We start from the raw sequence: 25,917 nt of genomic DNA, 5'->3' as shown, positions 1-25,917 counted from the left end.
GTTCAGCGCAGCTGGCCGCCAATCAACCCCAGCGCCACCGCCACCATTGCCATGCCAGACACGCGCCCTACCCACCTGGCCGCGCCGGGTCGGCTGCTCAACACCGCCTTGGCGCCGTAACCCACCAGCGAATAGATGACCAGCGAACTGCACAGGTGCACCAGCCCCAGCAGCAGGATCTGCAATGGCACCGGCCAGCTGGAGTGCGGGTCGGTGAACTGCGGCAACAAGGCCAGGAACAACAGAAATACCTTCGGGTTGAGCCCGCTCACGCAAAAGCCCTTGAATGCCCAGCGCGATCCCGACTCGCCCACGCTGGCCTGCGCGGCTTCTGGCGCAGCCGGGCTCAGCAGCAGGTTGCCGCCCAACCACAACAGGTAGGCGCAGCCAGCCAGGGTCAGCAGGGTCATCGCCAGCGGGTGACCAGCCAGCAGGCTGCCCACCCCTGCCGCCACCACCAGGGTGGCGAGCAAATGCCCTGACAACATGCCCGCCACCGCAGGCATTACCCAGCGCCCGCGCATCCCGGCAGAGATGGCATAGGCCCAGTCGGCACCGGGGGTAATCACGAACAACAACGACACGGCCCAGAACGCGGACAGCAGGCTGATTGCCACTTGAGTCTTCCTTTCACACAGTTTGCGGGTGAAGAAAGCCTACGGATTCCGCCAAGGGATTTTCTTTCGTATATTTCCCCTCTAGCCATTTTTTCTGGAAGATTCTTCCCGGTGGACAGAACAGACCGAAAGATCCTTGCTGAACTGCAAAAAGACGGTCGCCTCTCGGTGACTGAGCTGGCCGACCGTGTCGGTCTCAGCCTCTCACCTTGCCATCGGCGATTGAAGGCGCTGGAGGAGTCTGGCGCCATCCTTGGCTACCACGCGCGCCTGGCGCCCAGCGCATTGGGGCTGAACTTTGCCGCGCTGGTGTTCGTCACCCTGCGCGAGGTAACCCGCCAGCCGGTGGCGGATTTCGAGGCGGCGCTGGCGGAGATTGCGCAGATCGTCGAGGCCCAGCGGCTGTTCGGCGACCCGGATTACCTGTTGCATGTGGTGGCCAAGGACTTGCCAGCCTTCCAGAAACTGTATGACGAGCAACTGACCAGCATTCCCAATGTGAAACGCCTGAGTTCGACCTTGGTGATGAAGGAAGTGATTCAGGACCGGTTATTGCCGATGTAGCATTTTCTCCTGTACCGGCCTCTTCGCGGGCAAGCCCGGGAAGAGGCCGGTACAGGCAAACCTTCAAGCTGCCCTGTAAAGGCTCGCTGTGCACCAACACGGCCCACCCTTATTGCCGCCCACCGTCGCAACGCCCTCTATCACAAGCCCTCCAGCCTACTGGCACCCTCCTTGCTACCGTCCACCGCTTAACCTTTTGTCAGCCTTAGGTTTTTTAAGGTTTATGGGCACATATTTACTAATTTCTCGTTATCCCCGCGCCCCGCATCATCGCTCCAACAAGAACGCGTCGCCCTTCGCCGGCACGCATCCGGGCAGCACCCGATGCCCCACCTTGCCTTGGAGTCAGTCATGACCAGTGCAGCCAATTCGGCACCCCTCATAGAAAAACACACGATCGGCTATGTACCGCCGCAAGACCGCCATGGAAAGGTAAGGGATCTGTTCACATTGTGGTTCGGCGGCAACATCGCGCCGCTGCCCATCGTCACCGGCGCGCTGGGCGTGCAGCTGTTTCACCTGAACCTGGTGTGGGGCATCGTCGCCATCCTGGTCGGCCACCTGGTCGGCGGCGTGCTGATGGCGCTGCACTCGGCCCAGGGCCCGCAGATGGGTATCCCGCAGATGATCCAGAGCCGCGCCCAGTTCGGCACGCTCGGCGCCTTGCTGGTGGTGGTGATCGCCGGGGTGATGTACATCGGCTTCTTCGCCTCCAATATCGTTTTGGCTGGCAAGTCGCTGCATGGGGTGGTCGAGGCCGTACCGGTGCCGGTGGGCATCGTCATCGGTGCGTTGGGGTCGGGCATTATCGGCATCATCGGCTACCGCTTCATCCACGTGCTCAACCGCATCGGCACCTGGGTGCTGGGCATCGGCATCGTGGTCGGCTTCGGCTACATTTTCAGCCATGTGCAAAGTGACGACTTCCTCACCCGTGGCGGCTTCAACCTGGCCGGCTGGCTGGCCACCGTGTCGCTGGCAGCGCTGTGGCAGATCGCTTTCGCCCCGTATGTGTCGGATTACTCGCGCTACCTGCCGGCAGACGTGAAAGTCAGCTCGACCTTCTGGACCACTTACCTGGGTTCGGCGCTGGGTTCGAGCCTGTCGTTCATCTTCGGCGCCGTGGCGGTGCTGGCGATCCCTGCAGGTGTGGACACCATGGATGCAGTCAAGCTCGCCACCGGCACCCTCGGCCCGGTGATGCTGGTGCTGTTCCTGCTCAGCGTGATCAGCCACAACGCCCTCAACCTGTATGGCGCGGTGCTGTCGATCATCACCCTGGTGCAGACCTTCGCCTACCGCTGGATCCCCACCGCCAAGAGCCGTGCGGTGCTGTCGCTGATCGTGCTGGCCGCCTGCTGCGTGGTGGCGGTGTTCGCCTCGGCCGACTTCATCGGCCACTTCGTCGACATGGTGCTGGTGCTGCTGGTGGTGCTGGTGCCGTGGACGGCGATCAACCTGATCGACTTCTATGCGATCCACAAGGGCGACTACGACATCCAGTCGATCTTCAAGGTCGATGGCGGCATCTACGGCCGTTACAACCCCCAGGCACTGATTGCTTATGTGGTGGGTATCGTGGTGCAGATTCCGTTCATGAACACGCCGCTGTACGTCGGGCCGATCTCCGAGCACATCAACGGCGCTGACCTGTCGTGGCTGGTGGGCCTGGCAGTGACCTCGCCGCTGTACTGGTGGCTGGCCAGCCGTGACAGTGCCTATCGCCGTCGGCAGACCACTGCCAAGTTGGCAATGGGGCACTGATTCATCTGCACCGGCCTCTTCGCGGGTGAACCCGCTCCCCCAGGGAAACTCAAGACTTGAAACTTGTGATATCCCTGTGGGAGCGGGTTTACCCGCGAAAGGGCCGCAAAGCGGCCCCAATGGTCCAGTCAGTACTGCGCCTGTCCTGGTACCCAGGCAGTTCCTGCCAGCGGCACCCGGGCCATGGCAGCGGCCTCGACGGTAAGCGCCACCAGGTCCTCGGGGTCGAGGTTGTGCAGGTGCGACTTGCCGCAGGCGCGAGCCATGGTCTGCGCTTCCAGCACCAGCACCCTCAGGTAGTTGGCCAGGCGCCGGCCGGCCTCCTCCGGGTTGAGGCGCTTGGCCAGGCCCGGGTCCTGTGTGGTGATGCCGGCCGGATCGCGGCCGTTCTGCCAGTCGTCATAGAACCCGGCGGCCGAGCCGATCTTCTTCAGCTCAGCGTCCAGCCGCGGATGGTTGTCGCCCAAGGCGATCAGCGCCGCCGTACCGATGGCCACGGCATCGGCACCCAACGCCATCGCCTTGGCCACGTCGGCACCGTTGCGGATGCCACCGGAGACGATCAGTTGCACCTTGCGGTGCATGCCCATCTCCTGCAGCGCCTGCACCGCCTGTGGAATGGCCGGCAGGATCGGGATGCCGACGTGCTCGATGAACACTTCCTGGGTGGCCGCCGTGCCGCCCTGCATACCGTCGAGCACAATCACGTCGGCGCCGGCCTTCACCGCCAGCTTGACGTCGTAGTACGGGCGGCTGGCACCGATCTTGACGTAGATCGGTTTTTCCCAGTCGGTGATTTCACGGATCTCGGCAATCTTGATCGCCAGGTCGTCCGGGCCGGTCCAGTCAGGGTGCCGACAGGCGCTGCGCTGGTCGACGCCGATCGGCAAGGTGCGCATGCCGGCCACGCGCTCGGTCACCTTCATGCCCAGCAGCATGCCGCCACCGCCCGGCTTGGCGCCCTGGCCGAGGACGATCTCGATGGCGTCGGCCTTGCGCAGGTCATCGGGGTTCATGCCATAGCGTGAAGGCAGGTACTGATAGACCAGGTGCTGCGACTGACCACGCTCTTCCGGGGTCATGCCGCCATCGCCGGTGGTGGTGCTGGTCCCGGCGATGGTCGCGCCACGGCCCAAGGCCTCCTTGGCGTTGGCCGACAGCGCGCCGAAGCTCATGCCGGCGATGGTCACCGGGATCTTCAGGTGGATCGGCTTCTTGGCGAAGCGGTTGCCCAGCACCACGTCGGTGCCGCATTTTTCGCGATAGCCTTCCAGCGGGTAGCGCGACACGCTGGCGCCGAGCAGCAGCAGGTCGTCGAAGTGCGGCACGCGGCGCTTGGTGCCACCGCCGCGAATGTCATAGATGCCGGTTTCGGCGGCACGCTGGATTTCCTGGATGGTCAGGCGATCGAAAGTGGCCGACTCACGCAGTACCGGGGGGAATTGTTCGCTCATGGGAATGCTCCTGGATCAGTACGCGCTGGCGTTGTCGACTTTGAAGTTGTACAGCTGGCGGGCCGAGCCGTAGCGCTTGAAATCGGCGGCCTTGTGCGCAAGGCCCGCCTTGTTCAGCAGTTCTTGCAGCTCTTGCAGATGCTCGGCGCGCATCTCCTTCTCGATGCAATCCGAGCCCAGCGACTGCACCGAGCCCTTGACGTAGATGCGCACCTCATAGAGCGAATCGCCCAGGGCATCGCCGGCATCGCCACAGACGACCAGACGCCCGGCCTGGCCCATGAAGCAGCTCATGTGGCCGATGCTGCCGCCGACCACGATGTCCACGCCCTTCATGGAAATGCCGCAACGCGCGCCGGCATCGCCCTCGATCACCAGCAGCCCACCATGGGCGGTGGCGCCGGCGGCCTGGGAGGCGCTGCCCTTGACCCGCACCGAGCCGGACATCATGTTCTCGGCCACGCCGACACCAACGTTGCCGTGCACGGTGACGCTGGCCTGCTGGTTCATGCCTGCGCAGTAGTAGCCGGCATGGCCTTCGATATCCACCGACACGGCGGCGTTGATGCCCACCGCCAGGTTGTGCTTGCCGTCAGGGTGGGTCACCCGCCATTCACGGTCCTGCACGTCAACATGCAGGGACTGGTTGAGCATGCGCACCGAGGCGCTGGAAAGGTCGATCGTCTTCATGGATGTCTCCAGTGATTCGGTGAGGGTCAGGCGCTTTCGCGTTCCCAGACGTACAGGGTGGCCGGCGCCGGCTCCCAGACCTTGGCCTTGTCTATACCCGGCAGGCTGGCCAGGGCCTGGTACTCGGAGGCCATGGCCACGTAGTCGTCGGTCTCGGCCAGCACGGCCGGTTTGCAGGCGATCGGGTCGCGGATCACGGCAAAGCCGTTGCGGGTGCCGATGGCGAAGGTGAAGAAACCGTCCAGCTCTTGCAGCGCGCCATCCAGGGCCTGGGCCAGGGTGTCGCCCTGTTGCAGGCGCCAGGTCAGGTAGCCGGCCGCCACCTCGGTGTCGTTGTCGGTCTCGAAGCTGATGCCTTCGCGCTTGAGCTCCTGACGCAGACGGAAATGGTTGGACAGCGAGCCGTTGTGCACCAGGCACAGGTCGGCGCCGGTGGAAAACGGATGGCTGCCTTCCATGGTCACCGCGCTTTCGGTGGCCATGCGGGTATGCCCGATGATGTGGCTGCCCTTCATGCCGGCCAGGCCGAAGCGGCTGGAAATTTCTGCCGGCAGGCCCATGCCCTTGAGGATCTCGATGCTCTGCCCGGCGCTCATGATGCGCACGCCCGGTGCCAGTTCGGCGAGCGCGCCACGGGCGCTGGCTTCATCGGCATGCACCTTGAGTACCGCCGCGCTGGCGTTCTGGAACCAGTCCAGCGAGCAGCCCAGGCGACCTTCCAGCTGGCCCATCAGGGCCGCCCAGGGGTAGTTGATGTCCGTCGCCTGCAGGGTCAGCTTGACCCAGCCATCGGCCACTTCGTCACCGTAGATGGCGAAGCCGGCGCTGTCCGGGCCACGGTCGGTCATGGCTTCGAGCATGGGTTCGAAGAGCTTGCCGAGCTGGGCTTCCAGCTCCGGCTTTTTCAGGTACAGACCTACGATTCCACACATGGTGATACTCCTTCCAGGCAGTGGGTAGCCGCTGCTGTCGCCGCTACCCAGGGATAGGGTTGGCGGTCAGAAGAATTCGGTGTAACGCTGGATTTCCCAGTCTGAGACGTGGCGGCAGTACTCCACCCACTCCATGCGCTTGAGCTTGATGAACTCATCGACGATCTCGGCACCGAGCACCTCGCGGAACAGCGGGTCGGCCTCCAGGGCGTCGGCGGCTTCCTTGAGCGACTGCGGCAAGGTCTTGATGCCGCGTGCGGCGATCGCTTCCAGGCTCAGGTTGTAGAGGTTCTCGTTGCACATCTCACCCGGCTCCAGCTGGCGGTCGATGCCATCGAGGCCGGCGGCGATGATCGCTGCGGTGACCAGGTACGGGTTGCAGCCGGCGTCCGGCAGGCGAAACTCCAGGCGGCCATAGGGGATGCGCACCATCGCCGAACGGTTGTTGGCGCCGTAGGCAACGAAGGCCGGGGCCCAGGTGGCACCGGACAGCGAGCGGCCGACCACCAGGCGCTTGTACGAATTGACCGTGGGCGCGGCGAAGGCGCACAGCGCCGGGCCGTGGGCCAGCAGGCCGGCGGCGAAGTGGTAGGCCAGTTTCGACAGGCCCATGCCGCTGCTGTCGGAGGGGTCGTGGAACAGGTTGTTGTTGCTGCTGCTGGCCAGCGACAGGTGGAAGTGCATGCCGTTGCCGGCGCGCTTGGGGTCTGGCTTGGGCATGAACGAGCAGATCATGCCCAGGTCGTTGGCGATCTCGCCGGCTGCCATGCGGAAGAAGGTGAAGCGGTCGGCCGACTCCATCGCCTCGCTGTAGGTGTAGTTGATCTCGAACTGGCCGTTGGCGTCTTCGTGGTCGATCTGGTAGATGTCGAAGCCGACCGGCTGCAGGGCCTCGGTAAGGCGTTCGAGAAACAGCCGCGAGCGCGACAGGCCCTTGTAGTCGTAGCAAGGCTTGTCGAGGTTGTCGGAGGCGTCCACCAGCTGCAGCTTGCCACCTTCGTCACGGCGAAACAGGCTGAACTCGGGCTCAAGGCCGGTATTCAGGGTCCAGCCCTTGGCGGCCAGGCGCTGCACCTGCTGCTGCAAGACGTAACGGCTGTCGTAGGGCCACGGCTTGCCGTTCACATGGCCCACGCACACCACCCGCCCATAGCCCGGCTGCCAGGGCACCGGGATCAATGTGGACAGGTCACCACGGGCCATGAAATCCGGGCCATGGGGCTCCATGCCCATGCCGCAGATGGCGAACCCGGCAAAGCCGGCGCCCTCTTCAGCCACCATCTTTAGGCCCGATACCGGCACCGACTTGGTCTTCGCCGAACCGTGGATGTCGACGAACTGCGCCAGCACATACTTGATGCCGTACTGGTCGAGGGTGCGCTGGGTTTCTGCTGGCAACATGGGTTGATCACTCCTGGGTGAGGGGCACTAATTCCACATGAGAAATTTACTTTCCTCACAGGAATGCAACGTGCTTGCCAACTCTGCCTGATGGCTGGTGTTTGCTTTCTGTTCCGGCCTCTTCGCGGGCACGCCCGCTCCCACAGAGATCGGCGCAAAGTCCCTGTGGGAGCGGGCGTGCCCGCGAAGAGGCCCGCACAGACAACACAAAACCCATGCAGGTTTTTATGCTCTGTTTATGGGAAACTTGTTTTCATCTGAGGAAAGAAGCCGCCAACGCAGCTGCCTTTCGCACTTTCCCAGTGCGAAATCTTTATTCTTGAACTGAAACCGTGCAGGACATTCGATGCCATCCGAAACCCCACCGCGCCTTCGCCTGGAGCAGTACCTGGGCCTGCAGATCAAGCGCCAGCGCCAGGCCCAGTCGCTCAAGCTCGCCGATGTGGCGCGCATCGCCGGCATCAGCCAGGGCATGCTGAGCAAGATCGAGAACGCCCAGGTGTCCACCAGCCTCGATACCCTGAGCCGTCTGTGCGATGTGCTGGGCATGCCGATGGCCAAGCTGTTCAGCCAGTATGACCAGCCCGATGGCAATGCCTTGCTGGTGAAGGCCGGTGAAGGGCTGGAGGTGGTGCGCCGCGGCACCGAGAAGGGCCATACCTACCATTTGCTCAATCACGCCAGGGGGCCGAAGAAGAATTTCGAGGCGTACATGGTGACCATGGATGACGCCAGCGAAGAGTTCCCGACCTTCGCCCACCCCGGTACCGAGTTCCTCCACCTGCTGGAGGGGGAACTGGTCTACCGCCACGGCAACCAGCTCTACCACATGCAGGCCGGCGACAGCCTGACCTTCGATGGCGAAACCCCGCACGGCCCTGAGCAGCTGGTGCAGGTGCCGATCCGCCTGCTGTCGATCATGAATTACGGTGAGGAATAACAAGGCGCTACAAGGCAACAGCCGACGTCGCGATCAGACAAGCACACGTCGCCCGCAATCGGCTTCCAAACCGTGTCTACAAAAATAATACACACATCGACCAGCCCCGCGCCGTGGGCTGATCGGTGTGGTAGTCGCGAGTAAAACAGCCTCGCTTCACAATTCCAACGCTGTGGCGCCTTTTTGCACCGGGCAGTTCGTCCGGGCTCATAACGATAAAACTCCCAGAATCAAAGACCCGCGTCGCGCTGATCGGGAGTGTTTGCGCGCGCCACATTGTGAAGACTTGACTGCCATGATCGCGACTTCAATCCCCGTAGCCGGTGCTGCCACTGGCCACCGTAACGCCCTGTGCGTTGCTCATATCGCCGCTGTGCTGTTCGGCCTGACCGGTATCCTCGGTCACCTGATCGAGGCCGACGCCAGCATCATCACCTTCGGCCGTGCCACCTTCGCTTTCATCGCTTTGGGCTTCGTCGCCGGGCTCAAGGGTACCCGCCTGCTCGACGCGCTGACCCTGCGCAACCTGCCGGTGCTGGGCCTGACCGGTGCGTTGCTGGCCACCCACTGGGTAACCTTCTTCATCGCTGTAAAAGTCGGTGGCGTGGGCTTGGCCACCCTGGGCTTTGCCAGCTTCCCGGCCTTTATCGCCATGATCGAACGCAGCGTGTTCGGCCAGCGCATCGGCGCCGTGCAAGGTTTGCTGCTGCTGATGGTGACGGCGGGCCTGGTGCTGGTGGTACCGACCTTCGACCTGCTGGACAAAGGCACCATCGGCCTGCTCTGGGGCCTGGGCTCAGGCCTGGCGTTCGCCCTGCTGACCGTGGCCAACCGCCGCCACCAGTCGAACATGAATGCCATGCAGGTGGCGTTCTGGCAGAACGTGGTGGTGGCCGCGCTGGTAGCGCCATTTGCCTTTACCCACCTGGGCAACACCAGCCTCGGCAGCAATGACTGGATCAACCTGGCGCTGCTGGGGGTGTTCTGCACCGGGTTGTCGCAGTTCCTGTTCGTCAAGAGCCTGGAAGGGCTGGAGGCGCGCACCGCCGGCATGATCATCGCGCTGGAGCCGGTGTATGCGATCCTCGGCGCCTGGTGGCTGTTCGGTGACCAGCCGAGCCTGCGCATGGCGGCCGGTGCTGCGCTGATCGTGTTGGCGACCATCCTGGCGGCGGCGCGCATTGACCTGACCGAACGCGACCGCTGTAGGAGCGGCCTTGTGTCGCGAAAGGGGCGCGTAGCGGCCCCAGAATATCAGCGCAAACGCACAGATTGCTGGGGCCGCTACGCGCCCCTTTCGCGACACAAGGCCGCTCCTACAGGCCTTCGGGTAGAAGGCTCCGGTCGAACATGAACACCCGCTCCCCCTGCGGCGTGTACTGATACAACTGCTGCGGCCGGCCCAGCCTGGGCTGGTTCTTCTCCCCGGTATCCCGCACCCACCCCAGCTCGCGCAGGCGCTCCAGGCGCTTGCGCAGCGAGGTGTTGTTCACCGCCTGCCCAAGGCACGCCTGCACCGCCCCCAGCGCATCGAGCACGGTGAATTTCTCCGCCAGCAGGTACAGCGGCAAGCTGCTATACACCGTCTTCGAAGCCAACCGCTCACGCGCACGCTCGGCCAGCAGGTTATGGTCGAACGGCAGCAACACCTTGCGGTCAATCACGCTGTCCAGGTCGAAAAACGCCAGCTGCTCACCTTCGACCTGCTGTTGCGGGTCGAGCAAAGCCAGGTAGTAGGTACTCAACGACCACCCACGCGGGTCGCGGAAAGCATTGCCTTCGGTACCCACCTGTTCGAGGTAACGTGGCAGTACCTGGGCTTTCTCGCGCAGGGCACGCTCAGCAGCGCCCTCCAGGCTGGTGTCCGGGGTGCGGCCATTGACGATCACGCCGGGCAAGGCCCACTGGCCGATATGGGGCTCGCGCTCACGACGGTGCAACAACACTTGCAGATGCTGGGCATCAGGGGCCAGGCGCAGGGCGACGATGTCGACACTGGCCAGAACTTCGACTGTACTCACCGGGAACTCCTTGTTCATCAACGCAATAATCCACCAGAGCTTCTAAGTATGGCAACCCGCAAACTCACAGCAATTGTCACTTGACATACTTAATACACCAGGTGAATTATATGATCATTCCAGCGAGGAGACCCGCCATGAAGATCGCCAGTTTCGATGTCGACGCGCAGAACGGCTTCACCGCCAACGCCCCTCAGGAGCTGCCGGTGCCGGAAGGCAACGAGATCGTCCCGGACCTCAACGCCATGGCCTTGCGCGCCGACCTGCGCCTGGGCAGCAAGGACGCCCACCCGGCCAACGCTGCCTGGGTGGTGGCCGAGCCCGGCCAGATGCTGCAACCGCTGACCCTGGCCAACGCCGACCTGACCTGGGTCAGCCACTGCGTCCCCGGCACCGCCGGCTTCGAGCTGCTGCCCGGCCTGCCCGCCCCCATCGACTACGACTACTTCGTCTGGAAAGGTGTCGAGCCCGACTTGCACCCCTACGGCGCCTGCTTCCACGACCTCGCCGAGCGCCGCTCCACCGGGGTCATCGAATACCTGAAGGTGCAGGAAGTAGGCGCGGTGATCGTCGGCGGCCTGGCCCTGGACTACTGCGTCAAGACCACCGCCCGGCAATTGCGCCAGGCCGGCTTCCAGGTGCTGCTGTACCTGCCGGCCTGTCGCGCCCTGACCCAGGAAGGCGCCATCAGCGCCTGCGGTGCGCTGGCCGCCGAGGGCGTTATCCTCTGCGGCGATGAAGCCGCGCTCGACTACCAGCTCTCACTGATCAAGGAAGACCGCCCATGAGCGAAAGCGTTTTCGGCCCACGGATCATCCAGAACCTGCTGGACACCGACTTCTACAAGATCACCATGATGCAGGCGGTGCTGCACAACTACCCCAACGCCGAGGTGGAGTGGGAGTTCCGCTGCCGCAATGGGGAGGATCTGTCCCCCTACCTGGCGGAGATCCGCTACCAGATAGAGCAACTTGCCGAGGTCACGGTTACCCATGATCAGCTGGCCTATCTGGAGAAGATCCCGTTCCTCAAAGCGGATTTCATCCGCTTTCTCAGCCTGTTCCGCTTCAACCTGCGCTACGTGCAGGTCGGCCTGGACGCGGCCGGTCAATTGGCGATCCGCGTGCGCGGGCCGTGGCTGCACGTGATCCTCTACGAGATCCCGTTGCTGGCGATCATCAGCGAGGTGCGCAACCGCTATCGCTATCGCGACGTGGTACTCGAACAGGTGGGCGAGCGCCTGTACCAGAAGATGGACTGGCTCAAGGCCGAGGCCAGTGCCGATGAGCTGGCCGGCTTCCAGCTCGCCGACTTCGGTACCCGGCGGCGGTTTTCCTACCGGGTGCAGGAAGAAGTGGTGTACCTGCTCAAGCACGACTTCCCCGGCCGCTTCGTCGGCACCAGCAACGTGCACCTGGCTCGCGAACTCGAACTCAAGCCGCTCGGCACCATGGCCCACGAATGGTTCATGGCCCACCAGCAACTCGGACCACGGCTGGTCGACAGCCAGGCCGCCGCACTGGAAGCCTGGGTGCGCGAGTACCGTGGCTTGCTGGGCATCGCCTTGACCGACTGCATCACCATGGACGCCTTCCTGGAAGATTTCGACCTGTACTTCGCCAAGCTGTTCGACGGCCTGCGTCACGACTCTGGGGACCCGCTGGTATGGGCGGAGAAAGCCATTGCCCACTATGAGCGGCTGGGGATCGACCCGAAGGGCAAGACGCTGATCTTCTCCGACGGCCTGGATTTCGCCAAGGCGCTGGGCCTGTACCGGGCGTTGCACTCGCGGATCAACGTAAGCTTCGGCATTGGTACCCGGCTGACCTGCGATATCCCCGGGGTAGAGCCGATGAACATCGTGATCAAGATGACCGACTGCAATGGCGCGCCAGTGGCGAAGATCTCCGACAGCCCGGGCAAGACCCAGTGCCGGGATGCGAACTTCGTGGCCTACATGAAGCATGTGTTCAAGGTGAATGGATAGGGCCGGGATGAGCGGGTGGGCCATCTTGGTTGCCCCCGCCCCTTCTCGTATCATCTGCACACCGTACCTGGAATGAACGCCGTGAAGCCGTCACCTGGAAGTGCCCTGCCGACCCCTGTCAACGCCACCGGGCCCAAATGGGATGCAGGTGCGGCGGTCAACCAGCTGTCCTGGGACGACCTGCGAATCATCAAGACCTTGAGTGATTGCGGCAATCGCTCCGCCACGGCCAAGAAACTTGGCATCAACGTTTCCACGGTATCGCGCCGGGTCTCCCAGGTCGAAAAAGCCCTCGGGGTGGCGCTGTTCGATCACCGTAAAGCCGGGTACTTGCTGACGGCCGAAGGTGCGGAATTGCGTGCCCTGGCCGAGCGCGTCGAACTCGACATCGTGAGCGTGACGCGGCGTGTCTCCCGAGCCGGCCAAGGCCCTCTCGGCAAGCTGCGGATCACCACGAGCGACTCATTGCTGCTGTACTTTCTCACCCCGATCATCGCGGACTTCAAAGCGCTCAATGAAGGCATAACCATTGAAGTGCTGGTCGGGAACGAGACGCTGAGCCTTGCCCGCGATGAGTCTGATATCGCCGTCCGTGCGACCCGTAAGCCAGCGCAAAGCCTGGTCGGCCGAAAGTTGGCCAACATCGCCTGGGCCCCCTATGCCAGCATCAAGCAGCCTCTACCTGCCAACCCCTTTGCCGAAGGCCACGGATGGGTTTCCTATTCCGCGGCGCTGTGCGGTTTGAAAGCGACAAGCTATGTCGAATCCAGGGTTGCGCCCGAGTCCATTGCCTATCGCACCGATTCAGTGGCCGCAGCCAGTGCAGCCATTGCGGCGGGCCTGGGTTACGGGTTCCTGCCCTGCATGCTGGGCGACATTACGCCAGGCCTGGTTCGCCTCGGCCCGGTAGTGCCGCAGCTGCAGGACGAATTGTGGTTGCTGACCCACCAGGACATACGCAAGTCCTGGCGGGTCAAAGCCTTCATGACATTCTGCGCGGCTGCCGTTGCCGACCTGAAACCGCTGGTCGAAGGGCAGCAGGCGGTCTCGGCCTGACAGGCTGATGGCGGGAACGCAGGTCAGCGGGTTCGGGCGCCAATCACCGCCCGGCAGGCGATTTCGATCAGCTGAGGGCGTTGGGCGAGCCTCGACACACCAATGATGTTACTCGCCGCCTGCGGGCGTTCCGAACCATAGGCCGCCTTGCGTACCTTGCCGACCACGGCGAAGGCTGCATCCATGTCCAGCACGTAAAGGGTTTCTTCGACGACATCATCAAGGCTGGCGCCGTAGAGGGCGAGTAACGACGAGATGTTGTCATAGGCCACACGCATCTGTTCCCCCATCGATGAGAAATCGCTGGGTCTGCCGTCGGCATCCAGAGGCGCCGGAGCGACCAGATTGCCGTCCTGGTCATGGTTGAACTGGCCCGATACGAAAATCTCGTTACCTACCCGCCGGGCTTGCGGATAGCCGTAGCTTGCTTCCCAGGGGACGCCCCAGTAGGCGGTGTCGTCGTTGAAAGGTCGTGATGCGGCCACTGCATTCTCCAAGTGAATGACGGATCGTAGTGATCCGGGTAGCGCAGAGGCTAGCACCGTACCCAGCGCAACAGGTGGCGCATTAATGCGCCTTTAGCGACGCAAAAGTGCGCCACCGCATCGCTGATGGTTTGGTTATCGTTTGCTGGCACTCGCCGACAACCGCTGAGCAAACCTTCGCCACAAACCAGCACAGGGATTAGCAATGAGCACGCCAAACACTGAAGTCCTGACCCCGTTCAACAGCCAGCTGATCTTCATCGATCAACAACCGCAGATGGCTTTCGGCGTCCAGAGCATTGATCGACAAACGCTGAAGAACAACACCGTTGGCCTGGCCAAGGCGGCCAGGATCTTCAACGTGCCGACCATCTTCACCACGGTCGAAACCGAGAGTTTCTCCGGGCACACCTACCCCGAGCTGCTAGCGGTATTCCCTGATGCGCCGCTGCTGGAACGGACTTCCATGAACTCCTGGGACGATCAGAAGGTTCGTGATGCCCTGAAGAACAACGGCCGCAACAAGATCATCGTTTCCGGCCTGTGGACCGAGGTCTGCAACACCACATTCGCGCTGTCCGCGATGCACGATGCCGGCTACGAGATCTACATGGTTGCCGATGCCTCCGGCGGCACGACCAAGGAGGCCCACGACTACGCCATGCAGCGCATGATCCAGGCAGGCGTCGTGCCGGTGACCTGGCAGCAGGTGCTCCTGGAGTGGCAGCGCGACTGGAACAATCGCGCAACCTACGACGCCGTGATGGAGCTGGTCAAAGAACACTCCGGCGCATACGGCATGGGCGTGGACTACGCCTACACCATGGTCCACAAGGCGCCTGAGCGCGTTAAGCATGGCCCCACCTTGGCGCCGGTTGCCGCGCCTCTCTGATCCCGCATCAGCCTCCCTCAGCGGGCACAGCTGCCCGCTGAGCGTTCTTCCCTCGCGAACAGGAATGGACCTTCATGAACAGTGGCGATTGCACTGTGCTGGCGACTGTCGCCTTGAAATCGACCAGGCAGCTCAAACCTTGGCAATTGCGGACCGCCAAGCAGATGATGCTGGCGCATCTGGACGTGGGCATATCGGTGACCGAGCTCGCCGAGGCATGCGCGCTGTCGCGCAGCCACTTCAGCAGAATGTTCAAGGAAAGCACCCGGGTGCCGCCACAGCAATGGATGCGCGAGCAACGGATCAGGAAAAGCAAGCAACTGCTGCTCGACGCGAGGATGCTGCTGGCAGATATCGCGCTAGATTGTGGGTTCTACGATCAAGCGCACTTTTGCCGAGCTTTCATGAGGGCTGAAGGGCTGACACCTTTGGCCTGGCAAAGGCTGACCCATCATCGCCCGGCATCATCGAGCCGCCCCACGCACAATTCCATGAACCGCGCCGCCGCCCGCGAAGGCGTGGCAGCATGGGGCAACAGAATGGAAAAGCGCCTGACCAGTGGCACTGGCGCAATCCGCACCTGCCGCAATGCCCCGTCCTCATGGCGGATCGACATGGCCGAGACGAACCCAACGCCCATCCCGGCCCGCACCGCCTCCTTCACCCCCTCCACCCCGGCAATCTCCAACGCCACGCGCATCGCTACGCCGTAGCGGGCAAACGCCCGCTCGACGATCTGCCGGACCCCCGAGCCGCTTTCGCGCAGTACCAGTGGGTAGGCGCCGAGTGACGCCAAGGTATGCTCCTCGGCCTCGGCAAGCGGATGATCACTCGGCACGATGGCCACGATCTCGTCCTCGCGCCACGCCGTCACTTGCGTGCCCAAGGGCAGATCCTGCCCGGGCGGCCCCTCGATCAAGGCGATATCGACACTGTCCAACGCCGCGACGATCTCCGTGGTGTTGCCGTGGGAGGTGCTGACCAGCACGTCCGGATAACGCTTGTGAAAATCGGCAATCAGGTACGGCAGCAGGTAGCTGGCCGGCGTGGTGCTGGCGCCGATGCGCAAGGTGCCGCGCTCCAGCCCGCGCATGGCCTCGCACAAAGCCTGGGCCTGGCGGAAGGTATCGCGCAGGCGCTGGGCATGGGCCAGCAGTTGCTCGCCGGCAGCGGTCAGGCGCACGCCACGGCCGGCGCGCTGGTACAGGGGTTCGCCAAAGTCTTCCTGCAGCAACTTGAGCTGACCGGACACCGCCGGTTGCGACAGATGCAGGGCCAGGGCCGCATGGCTGATGTTGCCATGCTCGGCTACGGTGGCGAAGGTTATCAGCTGTTCTGGGGTCATCTAGTAAAAATATCAGCCAAACGGATATTTGCCATCCTAAATTACGATTTTTTATAAGCTTATAACCAGATTAACGTAGGTCATGTCGAAACATTTTCCGGAGGACTCACATGGCCACGGCAACTTCCAACCCCACGTTGGCGCCTACCCTCTCCACCCGAGGGCGGCTCAACGGCATCCTGTTCGTCGCGCTGTTCGCGCTCGCCGTCACCCAGTTGGCAGCCCTGCCGGCCATCGCCGGCCTGGGCATCAGCCCGCTGATCGTCGGGATTGTCGCCGGCGCCCTTTATGGCAATGCCCTGCGCGATGGCGTGCCGGCCAGCTGGGCAGCCGGTATCAACTTCTCGGCCCGTGGGTTGCTGCGCATCGCCGTGGCCTTCTTCGGCCTGCGCGTGAGCCTGCAGGAGATCGCCGAAGTCGGCTGGTCCGGCTTGACGGTATCGTTGCTGGTCGTGACCAGCACCTTGCTGATCGGCCTGTGGTGCGGCACCAGACTGTTCAAGCTGGACCGCGATACTGCCCTGCTCACCGCAGCGGGCAGCGCGATCTGTGGTGCTGCCGCCGTGCTGGCGTTCGAATCGGCACTGCGCAGCGCCCCGCACAAGAGCGCCATGGCCGTTGGTAGCGTGGTGCTGTTCGGCACCCTGTCGATGTTCCTCTATCCACTGGCGATCAACGCCGGCTGGCTGCACCTGGACACCCTGGGCGCCGGCCTGTTCCTCGGCGGGACCATTCACGAAGTGGCGCAAGTGGTGGGCGCGGCCAGTAATGTCAGCCCCGAAGCCACGCACATCGCCACCATCGTCAAGATGACCCGGGTGATGCTGCTGGTGCCGGTGCTGCTGGTGGTGGGCCTGTGGATCAGCCGTTCGCGCCAGCCCGGCCAGGCACAAGGCAACGGCCGCATCGCCATGCCCTGGTTCGCCTTCGGTTTCCTCGCCCTGGTGCTGGTGAACTCGCTGCAGGTGCTGCCGGGCAGCGTGACCCAGGCGGTCAACAGCCTGGACACCTTCGGCCTGACCATGGCCATGACCGCGCTGGGCATGGAAACCCGCTGGAGCCAGATCCGCCAGGCCGGGCCCAAGGCACTGATCACCGGGGCAGTCCTCAACCTGTGGCTGGTGGCCGGTGGCCTGGCAATCACCCTCGGTGTGCAACGCCTTTTAGGTTGACGCGCCTTGATCGGTATGGTGTTGTCTTGCAAGGATGTTTTTACCTGCACAGGAACGACTTAGATGCCTCAACGCCATGTCATCAATGCATCCGTCAGCCCCAAAGGCAGCCTGGAGACGCTGTCGCAACGTGAAGTCCAGCAACTGAGTGAAGTCGGTACCGGCAGCCTCTACACTTTGTTCCGCCAGTGCGCCCTGGCCATTCTCAACACCGGCGCCCATGTCGACAACGCCAAGACCATTCTCGAAGCGTACAAGGACTTCGAAGTCCGCATCCACCAGCAAGACCGCGGCGTGCGCCTGGAGCTGCTGAACGCTCCAGCCGACGCCTTCGTCGATGGCGAAATGATCGCCAGCACCCGCGAAATGCTGTTCAGCGCCCTGCGGGACATCGTCTACACCGAAAGCGAGCTGGCCAGCCAGCGCATCGACCTGGAAAGCTCCCAGGGCATCACCGACTATGTCTTCCACCTGCTGCGCAACGCCCGGACCCTGCGCCCTGGCGTGGAGCCGAAGATGGTGGTGTGCTGGGGTGGCCACTCGATCAGCAGCGAGGAGTACCAGTACACCAAGAAGGTCGGCCACGAACTGGGCCTGCGCAAACTGGACATCTGCACCGGCTGCGGCCCGGGCGTGATGAAGGGCCCGATGAAGGGCGCCACCATCGCCCATGCCAAGCAACGCATGCACGGCAGCCGCTACCTGGGCCTGACCGAGCCGGGCATCATTGCCGCCGAGGCGCCGAACCCGATCGTCAACGAGCTGGTGATCCTGCCGGACATCGAGAAGCGCCTGGAAGCCTTCGTCCGCGTCGGCCACGGCATCATCATCTTCCCCGGCGGCGCCGGCACTGCCGAGGAATTCCTCTACCTGCTCGGCATCCTCATGCACCCCGACAACCAGGACCTGCCCTTCCCGGTGGTGCTCACCGGGCCGCGCAGTGCCGAACCCTTCCTGCAGCAGCTGCATGCCTTCGTCGGTGCCACCCTCGGCGAGGCCGCGCAACGCCACTACCAGATCATCATCGATGATCCGGCGGAAGTGGCCCGGCACATGGTCGAGGGGCTCAAGCAGGTCAAGCAGTTCCGCCGCGAGCGCAATGACGCGTTCCACTTCAACTGGCTGCTGAGGATCGACGGTGGCTTCCAGCACCCGTTCGACCCGACCCACGCCAACATGGCCGAACTGGCCCTGCGCCGTGACCTGCCAGCCCACGAGCTGGCGGCCAATCTGCGCCGGGCGTTTTCCGGCATCGTTGCGGGCAACGTGAAAGACAAAGGGATCCGGCTGATCGAGGAGCACGGGCCGTATCAGATCCGCGGTGATGCGGCGGTGCTGGAACCGTTGGGGCGCCTGTTGCAGGCGTTCGTCGACCAGCACCGGATGAAGCTGCCAGGTGGCGCTGCTTATGTACCTTGCTATCAGGTCGTGACCTGAGATTGCAGGGGGCCGCTTTGCGCCCCCTTCGCGGGCACGCCCGCTCCCACAGGGGTTTCACAGACATCGAAGCCAGCGGTATTCCTGTGGGAGCGGGCGTGCCCGCGAAGGGGCCAGCATCAATCTATCTGACCGGACTCGCCACGGTCCGGTCAACCAGGCGGATGCTGTCACGCCCGCCCCGCTTGGACTGGTACAACGCCACATCCCCCTGCTCGATCAACGCCGCCAGGCTGGCCGGTGGCTGATCGAACAGGTTGGCGCCGATACTCAAGGTCACCGCCTGCGGGGTCGGCATCGCCTCCCTGGCAAACTGCTGGAACTGGTCACGCAGCTGGCTGCCCAGTGCCACCACCTTCTCGCTGCTGGCACCATTGAGCAGGATGACGAACTCATCGCCGCCCAGTCTTGCCGCCAACGAACGCTCCGGCAACACCGTACGAATCATCTCGCTCAAGGCAATCAGCAGGCGGTCACCCGCCGCATGTCCATGCAGGTCATTGACCAGCTTGAAGTTGTCGATGTCGATCAGCAGCAACGCCCCCGGCTGAGCCGGGCTGACCGCCTTGAACAGGTGCGTCGCCCGCACTTCCAGGGCCCGACGGTTGTACAACGCCGTCAGCGGATCGCGAGCAGCCAGCCGGGCGATGCGTTCTTCACGGCGATAGCGCTCGGTGCCGGTCATCGACAGCGCGATCAGCATGATCGCCATCGCCCCTTCGACCAGCGAAACCTGGATGATCAGGCCGCCAAAGGTCGCCAGGTCGATCAACGTGCCCGGTATCACCGCCACGGCCGCCTTGGCTACATAGAACAGGCCATGGATCAACAGCACGTAACGCAGCTGCACCGCCCCCACACTCAGCGACTTGCCATGCGGGCGCAGCAGGTAGCTGGCCTTGAGCGTGAGCGACGCTACCAGCAGCGAGTTGACCATCAGCATCAGTTTCGACCACTGCGGCCCCACGGGCAGAAGCAACAAGCCGAACCAGATCACCACGATCAGCAGCCATGCCCGCGACAGCCGGGCCTGGGTGAAACGCACCACGCCCAGCAGAAAGAACGCATGGGCAACCACCAACAAGCCATTGGCGAACCAGATACCGATCAGCAGCAGGCCGATCCCGCGCAACAGTGCCAGGGTCGAACCGACGGTGATCGTGGCGAAACCGGCGCTCCAGAACAGCAGCGACGATTCGCGGACACTGCGCCACTCGATCGCCAGGTACAGCGCAGCGGCAGCGGCCAGGGCGATGGTGATCGTCAGCATTGTGGGTGGATCAAGCGCCATATACGGTCTGGCCTGTCTGATAACGTGGAAAAGGCCGATTGTATGCGCTTGGCATGACTTTTCAGAGGGGCGAACGGTCACGCTGCATGCAAATGAGTGTAACCGTTCAAGGTACGACAGGTCCGGTGGCGATCCCCGCCTCCATCAAACGCACCAACGCCTGGTTTTCCACCGGTTTGCTGAGCAAGAAACCCTGCACCTCGTGGCATTGGTCATCGCTGAGGAGCGCCAGTTGTTGCGGGGTCTCGACACCCTCGGCAGTGACGGTCATGCCCATGGCATTGCCCAGGTTGATGATGGCCTGAACCACGCTGCGGTCACTGTCGCTCTTGCCCAGCGACTGCACGAAACGCTTGTCGATCTTGATGCTGTCGAACGGGTAGGTACGCAGGTAGCCGAGCGACGAATAGCCAGTGCCGAAATCGTCCATGTTCAGGCGCACGCCCAGTTCCTTGAGCGCATTCATGGTATGTAGCGCGCCCTCGACATCGTTGAGCATGACGTTTTCGGTGATTTCCAGCTCCAGGCGGTGCGCCGGCAGGCCGGTGTGCCTGAGCGCCTCCGCCACGTCACGTACCACATCGCTGCGGCGAAACTGCGCCGGCGACATGTTGACCGAGACCAGCACGTCAAGCGGCCAGCTGCGCGCACGGCTGCAGGCTTCATGCAGCACCCAGCTGCCCAGTTGCACGATCAGGTCCGACTCTTCGGCCAACGGGATGAAACGGTCCGGGTGCAGCAGCCCCAGGCGCGGGTGATGCCAGCGCACCAGCGCCTCGACGGAGGCCACCGTGTTGCCATCGACCTTGAAGCGTGGCTGATAATGCAACAGCAACTCGCCACGCGGGATGCCCGCACGCAGTTCGCCTTCGAGCGTGCGTTTTTCCAGCAGCGCCGCGTTCATCTGCGTCGAGAAATAGCGCCAGGTGTTTTTGCCGGCCTGCTTGGCGCTATAGAGGGCGACGTCGGCATAGCGGATCAGGTCGCCGGGGGTGCCGGGGTACTCGGACGAGAGCACCACCCCCAGGCTCGCGCCGACCTGCACGGCATGGCCACCCAGCGTGATCGGCCGACGCAAGGTGTCGATCAGCCGCGCACAGAAGCGGTCCATTTCCTCTCGCTGACCAGGCCGCACCAGCACGACGATGAATTCGTCCCCACCCAGGCGCGCCACCAGGTCACTGTCACGGGTCACCTCGCCGAGGCGCCGGGCTACCTCGATCAGCACCGAATCGCCAGCCGGGTGGCCGAGGCTGTCATTGATCGGCTTGAAGTTGTCCAGGTCGAGCATCAGCACGGCCACGGGCACGGGCTGGTCCTGCTCGAGAAAACGGAACAGTTTGTTGCGATTGGGCAGGCCGGTAAGCGCATCGTGCAAGGAAAGGTGCTGGATCTGGGCGTGGGCAGCCACTTCGTCGGTAATGTCACTGCAGGTACCACGGAAGCCTTTGCAGATACCCTGCTCGATGATCGCCCGCGCCGCGATGCGGCACTCACGCTGCTGGCCCAGGCGGTCGCGGTACTGGCAGCGCAGGCTGGCGGTCGCTTCGGTGGCTGCCAGATTATGCAGCCAGGTCTCGACAGGGCTGGTGTCGCAGGCCAGCAGTTGCGTGAGGGGGCGCTGCAGCCATTGCTCGACAGGGTGGCCGGTCAGCTCGGCGAACCGTGCGGAGAGGTAGGTCAGGTGCTGCTGGACATCGGTTTCCCAGATCCAGTCCGAGGCCGCCTCGGCGACGGCCTTGAAACGCGCCTCGCTGGTTTCCAGGGCGTTCTTGGAGGCCGCCAGCTGGCGGTGGCTGCGGTCGATACGGGCGCTGGCGCGGATGGCATAGCGGGTGAGCAATGCCGTCAGCAGGCCAAACACCAGCAATACCAGGCTCAAGGGTGCGACCACCGTGCGCAACAAAATGGTGCCGGGGCGCTCGATTTCCCAGGTCAGGGCCTGCCCGGTGCCTTCCAGCGGCAAGTAACCCAGGCCCGCTTGCGGGACTTTGCTCGCGGTGGTGGCGAAACCACTCAAACCGACCGCCTTGGCCAGCTCTGCGAGCATGACCGCGTCCAGTGCACGCACGAACACCAGCACCGCATTCGGCGCCGCCACATGGTGCGGTGTCGAGGGGGAGCGAATGACGGCAGCAGAAAACAATGCAGGTCGTCCGGCGAACATGACAAACCCGGACGCGGCCTGATCCTGCTTGACCGCGGCACGCGCCAATTGCATGACCCTGCTGCCGCTGGCGCTGAAATCGTCAAACGTGCGGGTGCTGAGTTCGCCTTTGATCACCGCATAGTGGGTACCGTCATCGTCCAGTACAAACACGCCCTCGTAGCCATTGTCGCGATAAAGGGTCTGGCCGACATTATCCTCGTCATACGCCCAGTGGCTGTCCACCGGCCCTGCCAGGTGATCGTAGGCGGCCTGCCAGAAAGCGTAGCTGAGCAGGTAGGCACGCTCGTTTTTCTGAAGTTGCTCAAGGGAAGACTGCGTGTGAAAACTGCTTTGGCTACGTTCGCGCTCATCGAGTGACTGGGCGATCCGGTACAGCGAGACCATGCCCAGCACCAACGCCACCAACAACAGTGCCGAGAAGGCCAGGACCAGCTGTCGGACCACGAGACTGCGCGGCGAGCCATTGCCAACAAGTGATTCCATTCGCAGAGCCTTTTACCAGGGTTCGTCAAAGTGGACCCCGACCGATTGGCAAGGATCGATCCAGCTGACGACTGGCGGCCTATAGGACCCTTTTGATCAACGGCTCCAGCCGGCTGTAGCGCAGGCGCCGCAGGAACTTGCGCACTTCCTTGGGATGCTCGGCTTTCTCGCCCAGCTCATCCACCGTGCCGATCTGCGGCGCATGCCGGCGAATGCCCTCCAGCTCCACCGCCCGTGGCACCAGCCACTGCCCGTGCGGGTCATCGATCAGCAGCCCGTTCTCCAGGTCCAGGTTGAACCCGCGTGGGTTGAGGTTGTTGCCGGTCAGCAGCGAATAGCGCTGGTCGACCCACACCCCCTTGGCATGGAAGGTGTGGCCCGGATCGTTCCATATCCGTATCAGCAACTGGCCGCTGGCAATCGCGGCCTGACGGCGCCGGGCAAAGGCCCGCAGGTTGTCCTCGTACAGGTACGGCAAGGCACCACTGGCACTGAACGGCTCGCCCGGGGCGATATAGAAGTCGTTGGCGGTGCGGTGGCCGACGATCAGCTCGATGCGCACGCCCCTGCCCAGTGCATGATCGATCTCGCGCATTACCACCCGAGGCGGGTTGAAATACGGTGTGCTGATGATGATCTGCGCACGTGCCACCGCCAGCAGCGCGCACAGCGTGCGGTTGAGCGGGTTGCCACGGCCGACGCCCAGCAGCGGGATGACACGCAGCCCCTGCCCCGCAATGGCGGGCGGTGCGTCATAGGCCATACGCCGCAGGCGCGCACGCAGGCGCCGGATATCGCCGCGCAGGCTGCGGGTTGCAGGGGCAGCAGGCAGGTCCAGACGCGGCGTCGCGGTGTGGTGCAACAAGCGTCGAACCAAGCCGACCATGGCATCGGCCTGGGCCGGCGACTGGAACAGGTGGTAACGGTCGAGCCGGTAGCGGTCGAACCGGTGGAGATAGACGTTATTAAGGCTGGCGCCGGTGTAGATCACGCAATCGTCGATCACGCTGCCTTTCAAGTGCAGTACACCGAACAGCTCGCGGGTCTGCACCGGCACACCATGAATCACCACATCCAGCCCACGCAACTGGCGCTGGGCCTGATACCAGGCGGCATTGCCCGGCTGGCGCCCGCCCCCCAGCAGGCCACGGCGGGCACGGAACCAGTCGACCACGATGACGATCTCCAGGCCCGGCCGCTCGGCCTTGGCCTGGTACAGGGCATCGAGCACCTCCTGGCCGGCCTCGTCCTCTTGCAGGTACAAGGCAACGATCACGATTCGCCGGGTCGCCGTGGCGATGCGTTTCAGCAGGCAGGTGCGGTAGGCCGCGGCATCCGGCAACACCTGGATCGCTTCGGGGGCGATGGCGAAGCCTGGCAACGCCGCCAGCATGGAGTCAGGGTTCAAATCGAGTCACCTTTGGTCTGCAATCAGGTCCGTGCTGGCGGACACGTCTATTGTTCATCGCGCCACCGCGTCAAGCCGAAAACCTTAACGTGAGGAACCGACCGTGGCAATGTATCCAGCCAAGCTCATGCGCGTTGCCTACACTGTTGCTGATTGCCGCTGATTCTTCAGGAGCCACCATGGACGATTCCAGCCAGGGCAAGCCCCCGACCTTCTGGCAGATGCTGCACAGCATTCTCGCCGCCGCCTTTGGTGTGCAAAGCGGCAAGAACCGCGCCCGCGACTTCACCCACGGCAAGGCCAGCCACTTCATCGTGCTGGGCACGCTGTTCACCCTGGTGTTCATTGCCGTACTGATCGGCCTGGTGCAACTGGCGCTGCACCTCACTGCGCGCTGAGCACGCTGAAATAAAACGCAAACGCCTGCGAGATTCCCTCCCGCAGGCGTTCTGCCTGGATCACGGTCTTGAGTTCAGGTCACTGGTGGCTGACCCAATACACCGCGGTGACCACCACCAGGACGATCAGGCAAAGGATCGCCCAGGCATCGACACTGCTGTCAGCTTTGCGGACCTTGGTAGAGTTTCCCATTGCATTGCCTCTTGTAGTGGTTATGGGAATGCACTTCACCACCAGCAGTTAAGACGAGCTATGCCCTTCACTCAAGCAAGGTCTTTCAATAGTCGACGGGTGACGTGAGAAACGGATATTGGTAGCTCGGCGGCTGCCCTTGGGCGCTGTAATGCTGGAAATCGACACCGTAGTCGTCGCGCTCCAGCAGCTTCAGCCAACGCCGTGCCTTGGCCTGGTCGATCGACTGCAGCACGGGCAGCACATGCTCTTGCTTACCGTCGCGGTTGACCTGCAGGCCTTGGGCATCGTCGTGCAGCAATACCATGGCCCAGCCCCCCAGTGTGGTATGCCCGCCCATCAGCACGCCAAGGCGCCCATCGATACGGGCGCGCAAGGCTTGCGGCGAGCTGTTGACAGCGGCGAACACCACGTCGCGCCCAGGCTTGCGCCCGGCTTCCTCGAACGCCTGCATGGCACCGAAAGCCATCTGGTCGTTGGCTGCCCACACCAGCCGGGTCCGGGGATAGCGCTGCACCAACTGTTTGGCTTGCTCGTAGGCGCGCTCGCGGTTCCAGCCGCCATACACCACCTGGCGCAGGCGCACCTGAGGAAAGTCTGCCAACGCCTGGCGCATGCCTTCTTCACGCAACTGCGAAGCCGGGGTGGTCTTGACACCGGCAAAGGCCACCAGGTCGATCGGCTCATTGTCTCGGGGCAACAACGCGACCATCTCGTGCAGCATGCGAAAGCCAGCCTGCTGATCGTTGGCGGTCAAGGTACCGAGCACCTGTCCATATCTGTCGGGCTGGGCCTGGATGCTCCGGGCCTGGTTGGCGGTGAGGCCGTTGTTGACCAGGAACAGCTTGACCCCGGTCCCACGGGACAAGCGGATGATCTCTGGCGCCAGGTACTGTTCGTTGACCAGCACCAGGTAGTCCGGCCGCTGCGGGCCATCGAGCGTCGCCCGGGCCTGGCTCATCGCCCGCCCGGCATCGCGCTCGCTGTACTCGACCCGCAGGGTCATGCCCAGCTCATCGGCGGCGGCCTGCATGAAACGCGAGTAATTGACCCAGAACGTCTCGTTGGAGTGGCCAGGGTTCAGGAAGACCACCGAAGCGGCCTGAGCGGAAGCTGCCAAAGGCAGGCTCAGGCACAAGCTTTGGCAAAGCGCCTTGAGCATGCGGATACACCCTTTGAAACAAACCACTGAGTATAAACCCGTCGCCTGATAGGGG

23 protein-coding genes and 1 pseudogene are annotated in these 25,917 nt (G+C 63.4%); 12 read left to right on the top strand and 12 right to left on the bottom strand.

Annotated features, from left to right (window positions below):
• Window positions 1–2: 2 nt before the first annotated feature.
• Window positions 3–617: a LysE family translocator gene (locus tag CQW31_RS00255; protein ID WP_099813399.1), complete on the bottom strand. Its 615-nt coding sequence runs from the start codon at window positions 615–617 to the stop codon at window positions 3–5.
• 111 nt (window positions 618–728) lie between these two features.
• Between CQW31_RS00255 and CQW31_RS00250 the strand changes: the two genes are divergently transcribed.
• Both CQW31_RS00250 and CQW31_RS00245 read left to right on the top strand, forming a co-directional pair.
• Window positions 729–1,181: an Lrp/AsnC family transcriptional regulator gene (locus CQW31_RS00250; protein WP_054885131.1), complete on the top strand. Its 453-nt coding sequence runs from the start codon at window positions 729–731 to the stop codon at window positions 1,179–1,181.
• Between the two features lie 351 nt (window positions 1,182–1,532).
• Complete coding sequence (locus CQW31_RS00245; protein WP_054885132.1) at window positions 1,533–2,945, top strand: cytosine permease; 1,413 nt, start codon at window positions 1,533–1,535, stop codon at window positions 2,943–2,945.
• Between the two features lie 128 nt (window positions 2,946–3,073).
• Here the strand turns inward: CQW31_RS00245 and CQW31_RS00235 are convergent, their stop codons facing one another.
• The 4 genes from CQW31_RS00235 to glnT form a co-directional block, all read right to left on the bottom strand.
• Window positions 3,074–4,399 (bottom strand): FMN-binding glutamate synthase family protein, encoded by a 1,326-nt coding sequence (locus tag CQW31_RS00235; RefSeq protein WP_054885133.1) that lies wholly within the window; start codon window positions 4,397–4,399, stop codon window positions 3,074–3,076.
• Window positions 4,400–4,414: 15 nt separating this feature from the next.
• A complete protein-coding gene (locus tag CQW31_RS00230) occupies window positions 4,415–5,089 on the bottom strand; it encodes a protein glxC (protein WP_099813395.1) in 675 nt (224 codons plus the stop codon).
• A gap of 26 nt (window positions 5,090–5,115) precedes the next feature.
• A complete protein-coding gene (locus tag CQW31_RS00225; protein ID WP_099813393.1) occupies window positions 5,116–6,021 on the bottom strand; it encodes a glutamine amidotransferase family protein in 906 nt (301 codons plus the stop codon).
• 66 nt (window positions 6,022–6,087) lie between these two features.
• On the bottom strand, window positions 6,088–7,422 hold the full coding sequence (gene glnT, locus CQW31_RS00220; protein WP_054885136.1) for a type III glutamate--ammonia ligase: 1,335 nt from the start codon (window positions 7,420–7,422) through the stop codon (window positions 6,088–6,090).
• Window positions 7,423–7,768: 346 nt separating this feature from the next.
• On the opposite strand from glnT, the gene CQW31_RS00215 reads away from it, so the two are divergent.
• Both CQW31_RS00215 and CQW31_RS00210 read left to right on the top strand, forming a co-directional pair.
• The gene (locus CQW31_RS00215; RefSeq protein WP_054885137.1) at window positions 7,769–8,362 is read left to right on the top strand and encodes a cupin domain-containing protein; all 594 of its coding nucleotides are present in this window, start codon (window positions 7,769–7,771) and stop codon (window positions 8,360–8,362) included.
• Window positions 8,363–8,657: 295 nt separating this feature from the next.
• Complete coding sequence (locus tag CQW31_RS00210; protein WP_249341998.1) at window positions 8,658–9,716, top strand: DMT family transporter; 1,059 nt, start codon at window positions 8,658–8,660, stop codon at window positions 9,714–9,716.
• Here CQW31_RS00210 and CQW31_RS00205 read toward each other — a convergent pair.
• Window positions 9,679–10,383, bottom strand: coding sequence for an NUDIX domain-containing protein (locus CQW31_RS00205; protein WP_054885181.1), 705 nt, complete (start codon window positions 10,381–10,383; stop codon window positions 9,679–9,681). The genes CQW31_RS00210 and CQW31_RS00205 overlap by 38 nt on opposite strands.
• Window positions 10,384–10,520: 137 nt before the next feature.
• Between CQW31_RS00205 and CQW31_RS00200 the strand changes: the two genes are divergently transcribed.
• The 3 genes from CQW31_RS00200 to CQW31_RS00190 all read left to right on the top strand — a co-directional run bounded on the left by CQW31_RS00200 (window position 10,521) and on the right by CQW31_RS00190 (window position 13,426).
• Complete coding sequence (locus CQW31_RS00200; protein ID WP_099813391.1) at window positions 10,521–11,171, top strand: nicotinamidase; 651 nt, start codon at window positions 10,521–10,523, stop codon at window positions 11,169–11,171.
• Window positions 11,168–12,370: a nicotinate phosphoribosyltransferase gene (gene pncB / locus CQW31_RS00195; protein WP_099813389.1), complete on the top strand. Its 1,203-nt coding sequence runs from the start codon at window positions 11,168–11,170 to the stop codon at window positions 12,368–12,370. The genes CQW31_RS00200 and pncB overlap by 4 nt, the downstream gene beginning before the upstream one ends.
• 72 nt (window positions 12,371–12,442) lie before the next feature.
• Window positions 12,443–13,426, top strand: coding sequence for a LysR family transcriptional regulator (locus CQW31_RS00190; RefSeq protein WP_082433547.1), 984 nt, complete (start codon window positions 12,443–12,445; stop codon window positions 13,424–13,426).
• A 23-nt stretch (window positions 13,427–13,449) separates the two neighbouring features.
• On the opposite strand, the gene CQW31_RS00185 is transcribed toward CQW31_RS00190, so the two are convergent.
• On the bottom strand, window positions 13,450–13,911 hold the full coding sequence (locus tag CQW31_RS00185; RefSeq protein WP_099813387.1) for a RidA family protein: 462 nt from the start codon (window positions 13,909–13,911) through the stop codon (window positions 13,450–13,452).
• A gap of 205 nt (window positions 13,912–14,116) precedes the next feature.
• On the opposite strand from CQW31_RS00185, the gene CQW31_RS00180 reads away from it, so the two are divergent.
• Window positions 14,117–14,803 carry a hydrolase gene (locus CQW31_RS00180; RefSeq protein ID WP_054885141.1) on the top strand — a complete coding sequence of 229 codons (687 nt, stop codon included), beginning with the start codon at window positions 14,117–14,119 and terminating at the stop codon, window positions 14,801–14,803.
• Window positions 14,804–14,877: 74 nt separating this feature from the next.
• Window positions 14,878–15,246: pseudogene (locus CQW31_RS00175) on the top strand (helix-turn-helix domain-containing protein); the annotation flags it as partial.
• 8 nt (window positions 15,247–15,254) lie between these two features.
• Here the strand turns inward: CQW31_RS00175 and CQW31_RS00170 are convergent.
• Complete coding sequence (locus tag CQW31_RS00170; protein ID WP_099813385.1) at window positions 15,255–16,148, bottom strand: LysR family transcriptional regulator; 894 nt, start codon at window positions 16,146–16,148, stop codon at window positions 15,255–15,257.
• Window positions 16,149–16,258: 110 nt separating this feature from the next.
• On the opposite strand from CQW31_RS00170, the gene CQW31_RS00165 reads away from it, so the two are divergent.
• Window positions 16,259–17,320 (top strand): YeiH family protein, encoded by a 1,062-nt coding sequence (locus CQW31_RS00165; protein WP_099813383.1) that lies wholly within the window; start codon window positions 16,259–16,261, stop codon window positions 17,318–17,320.
• A 63-nt stretch (window positions 17,321–17,383) separates the two neighbouring features.
• Window positions 17,384–18,757, top strand: coding sequence for a nucleotide 5'-monophosphate nucleosidase PpnN (gene ppnN, locus CQW31_RS00160; protein ID WP_054885144.1), 1,374 nt, complete (start codon window positions 17,384–17,386; stop codon window positions 18,755–18,757).
• Window positions 18,758–18,881: 124 nt separating this feature from the next.
• Here ppnN and CQW31_RS00155 read toward each other — a convergent pair whose 3' ends face one another.
• The 3 genes from CQW31_RS00155 to pssA all read right to left on the bottom strand — a co-directional run bounded on the left by CQW31_RS00155 (window position 18,882) and on the right by pssA (window position 24,109).
• The gene (locus CQW31_RS00155; protein ID WP_099813381.1) at window positions 18,882–20,048 is read right to left on the bottom strand and encodes a GGDEF domain-containing protein; all 1,167 of its coding nucleotides are present in this window, start codon (window positions 20,046–20,048) and stop codon (window positions 18,882–18,884) included.
• Between the two features lie 106 nt (window positions 20,049–20,154).
• A complete protein-coding gene (locus CQW31_RS00150) occupies window positions 20,155–22,701 on the bottom strand; it encodes an EAL domain-containing protein (protein WP_099813379.1) in 2,547 nt (848 codons plus the stop codon).
• Between the two features lie 79 nt (window positions 22,702–22,780).
• Window positions 22,781–24,109: a CDP-diacylglycerol--serine O-phosphatidyltransferase gene (gene pssA / locus CQW31_RS00145; RefSeq protein ID WP_099813377.1), complete on the bottom strand. Its 1,329-nt coding sequence runs from the start codon at window positions 24,107–24,109 to the stop codon at window positions 22,781–22,783.
• Between the two features lie 179 nt (window positions 24,110–24,288).
• On the opposite strand from pssA, the gene CQW31_RS00140 reads away from it, so the two are divergent.
• A complete protein-coding gene (locus CQW31_RS00140; protein ID WP_054885148.1) occupies window positions 24,289–24,507 on the top strand; it encodes a DUF2970 domain-containing protein in 219 nt (72 codons plus the stop codon).
• A 278-nt stretch (window positions 24,508–24,785) separates the two neighbouring features.
• Here CQW31_RS00140 and CQW31_RS00135 read toward each other — a convergent pair whose 3' ends face one another.
• Window positions 24,786–25,862, bottom strand: a complete 1,077-nt coding sequence (locus CQW31_RS00135) for an ABC transporter substrate-binding protein (RefSeq protein ID WP_099813375.1) — start codon at window positions 25,860–25,862, stop codon at window positions 24,786–24,788.
• Window positions 25,863–25,917: the final 55 nt, after the last annotated feature.

Origin of the sequence: Pseudomonas sp. 382, assembly GCF_002759075.1 — a bacterium.
Lineage (GTDB): Bacteria > Pseudomonadota > Gammaproteobacteria > Pseudomonadales > Pseudomonadaceae > Aquipseudomonas > Aquipseudomonas vlassakiae.
This window is presented reverse-complemented; position numbering and strand designations above follow the sequence as displayed.

Excerpts from the sequence above, each read along its gene's own strand:
- CQW31_RS00190 (WP_082433547.1), top strand. The coding sequence starts at position 12,443 with ATGAACGCCGTGAAGCCGTCACCTGGAAGTGCCCTGCCGACCCCTGTC.
- pncB (WP_099813389.1), top strand. The coding sequence starts at position 11,168 with ATGAGCGAAAGCGTTTTCGGCCCACGGATCATCCAGAACCTGCTGGAC.
- CQW31_RS00135 (WP_099813375.1), bottom strand. The coding sequence starts at position 25,862 with ATGCTCAAGGCGCTTTGCCAAAGCTTGTGCCTGAGCCTGCCTTTGGCA.
- CQW31_RS00155 (WP_099813381.1), bottom strand. The coding sequence starts at position 20,048 with ATGGCGCTTGATCCACCCACAATGCTGACGATCACCATCGCCCTGGCC.
- glnT (WP_054885136.1), bottom strand. The coding sequence starts at position 7,422 with ATGTTGCCAGCAGAAACCCAGCGCACCCTCGACCAGTACGGCATCAAG.
- CQW31_RS00215 (WP_054885137.1), top strand. The coding sequence starts at position 7,769 with ATGCCATCCGAAACCCCACCGCGCCTTCGCCTGGAGCAGTACCTGGGC.
- CQW31_RS00225 (WP_099813393.1), bottom strand. The coding sequence starts at position 6,021 with ATGTGTGGAATCGTAGGTCTGTACCTGAAAAAGCCGGAGCTGGAAGCC.
- CQW31_RS00165 (WP_099813383.1), top strand. The coding sequence starts at position 16,259 with ATGGCCACGGCAACTTCCAACCCCACGTTGGCGCCTACCCTCTCCACC.
- CQW31_RS00210 (WP_249341998.1), top strand. The coding sequence starts at position 8,658 with ATGATCGCGACTTCAATCCCCGTAGCCGGTGCTGCCACTGGCCACCGT.
- CQW31_RS00140 (WP_054885148.1), top strand. The coding sequence starts at position 24,289 with ATGGACGATTCCAGCCAGGGCAAGCCCCCGACCTTCTGGCAGATGCTG.
- CQW31_RS00230 (WP_099813395.1), bottom strand. The coding sequence starts at position 5,089 with ATGAAGACGATCGACCTTTCCAGCGCCTCGGTGCGCATGCTCAACCAG.
- CQW31_RS00150 (WP_099813379.1), bottom strand. The coding sequence starts at position 22,701 with ATGGAATCACTTGTTGGCAATGGCTCGCCGCGCAGTCTCGTGGTCCGA.
- CQW31_RS00180 (WP_054885141.1), top strand. The coding sequence starts at position 14,117 with ATGAGCACGCCAAACACTGAAGTCCTGACCCCGTTCAACAGCCAGCTG.
- ppnN (WP_054885144.1), top strand. The coding sequence starts at position 17,384 with ATGCCTCAACGCCATGTCATCAATGCATCCGTCAGCCCCAAAGGCAGC.
- CQW31_RS00235 (WP_054885133.1), bottom strand. The coding sequence starts at position 4,399 with ATGAGCGAACAATTCCCCCCGGTACTGCGTGAGTCGGCCACTTTCGAT.
- CQW31_RS00200 (WP_099813391.1), top strand. The coding sequence starts at position 10,521 with ATGAAGATCGCCAGTTTCGATGTCGACGCGCAGAACGGCTTCACCGCC.
- CQW31_RS00245 (WP_054885132.1), top strand. The coding sequence starts at position 1,533 with ATGACCAGTGCAGCCAATTCGGCACCCCTCATAGAAAAACACACGATC.
- CQW31_RS00170 (WP_099813385.1), bottom strand. The coding sequence starts at position 16,148 with ATGACCCCAGAACAGCTGATAACCTTCGCCACCGTAGCCGAGCATGGC.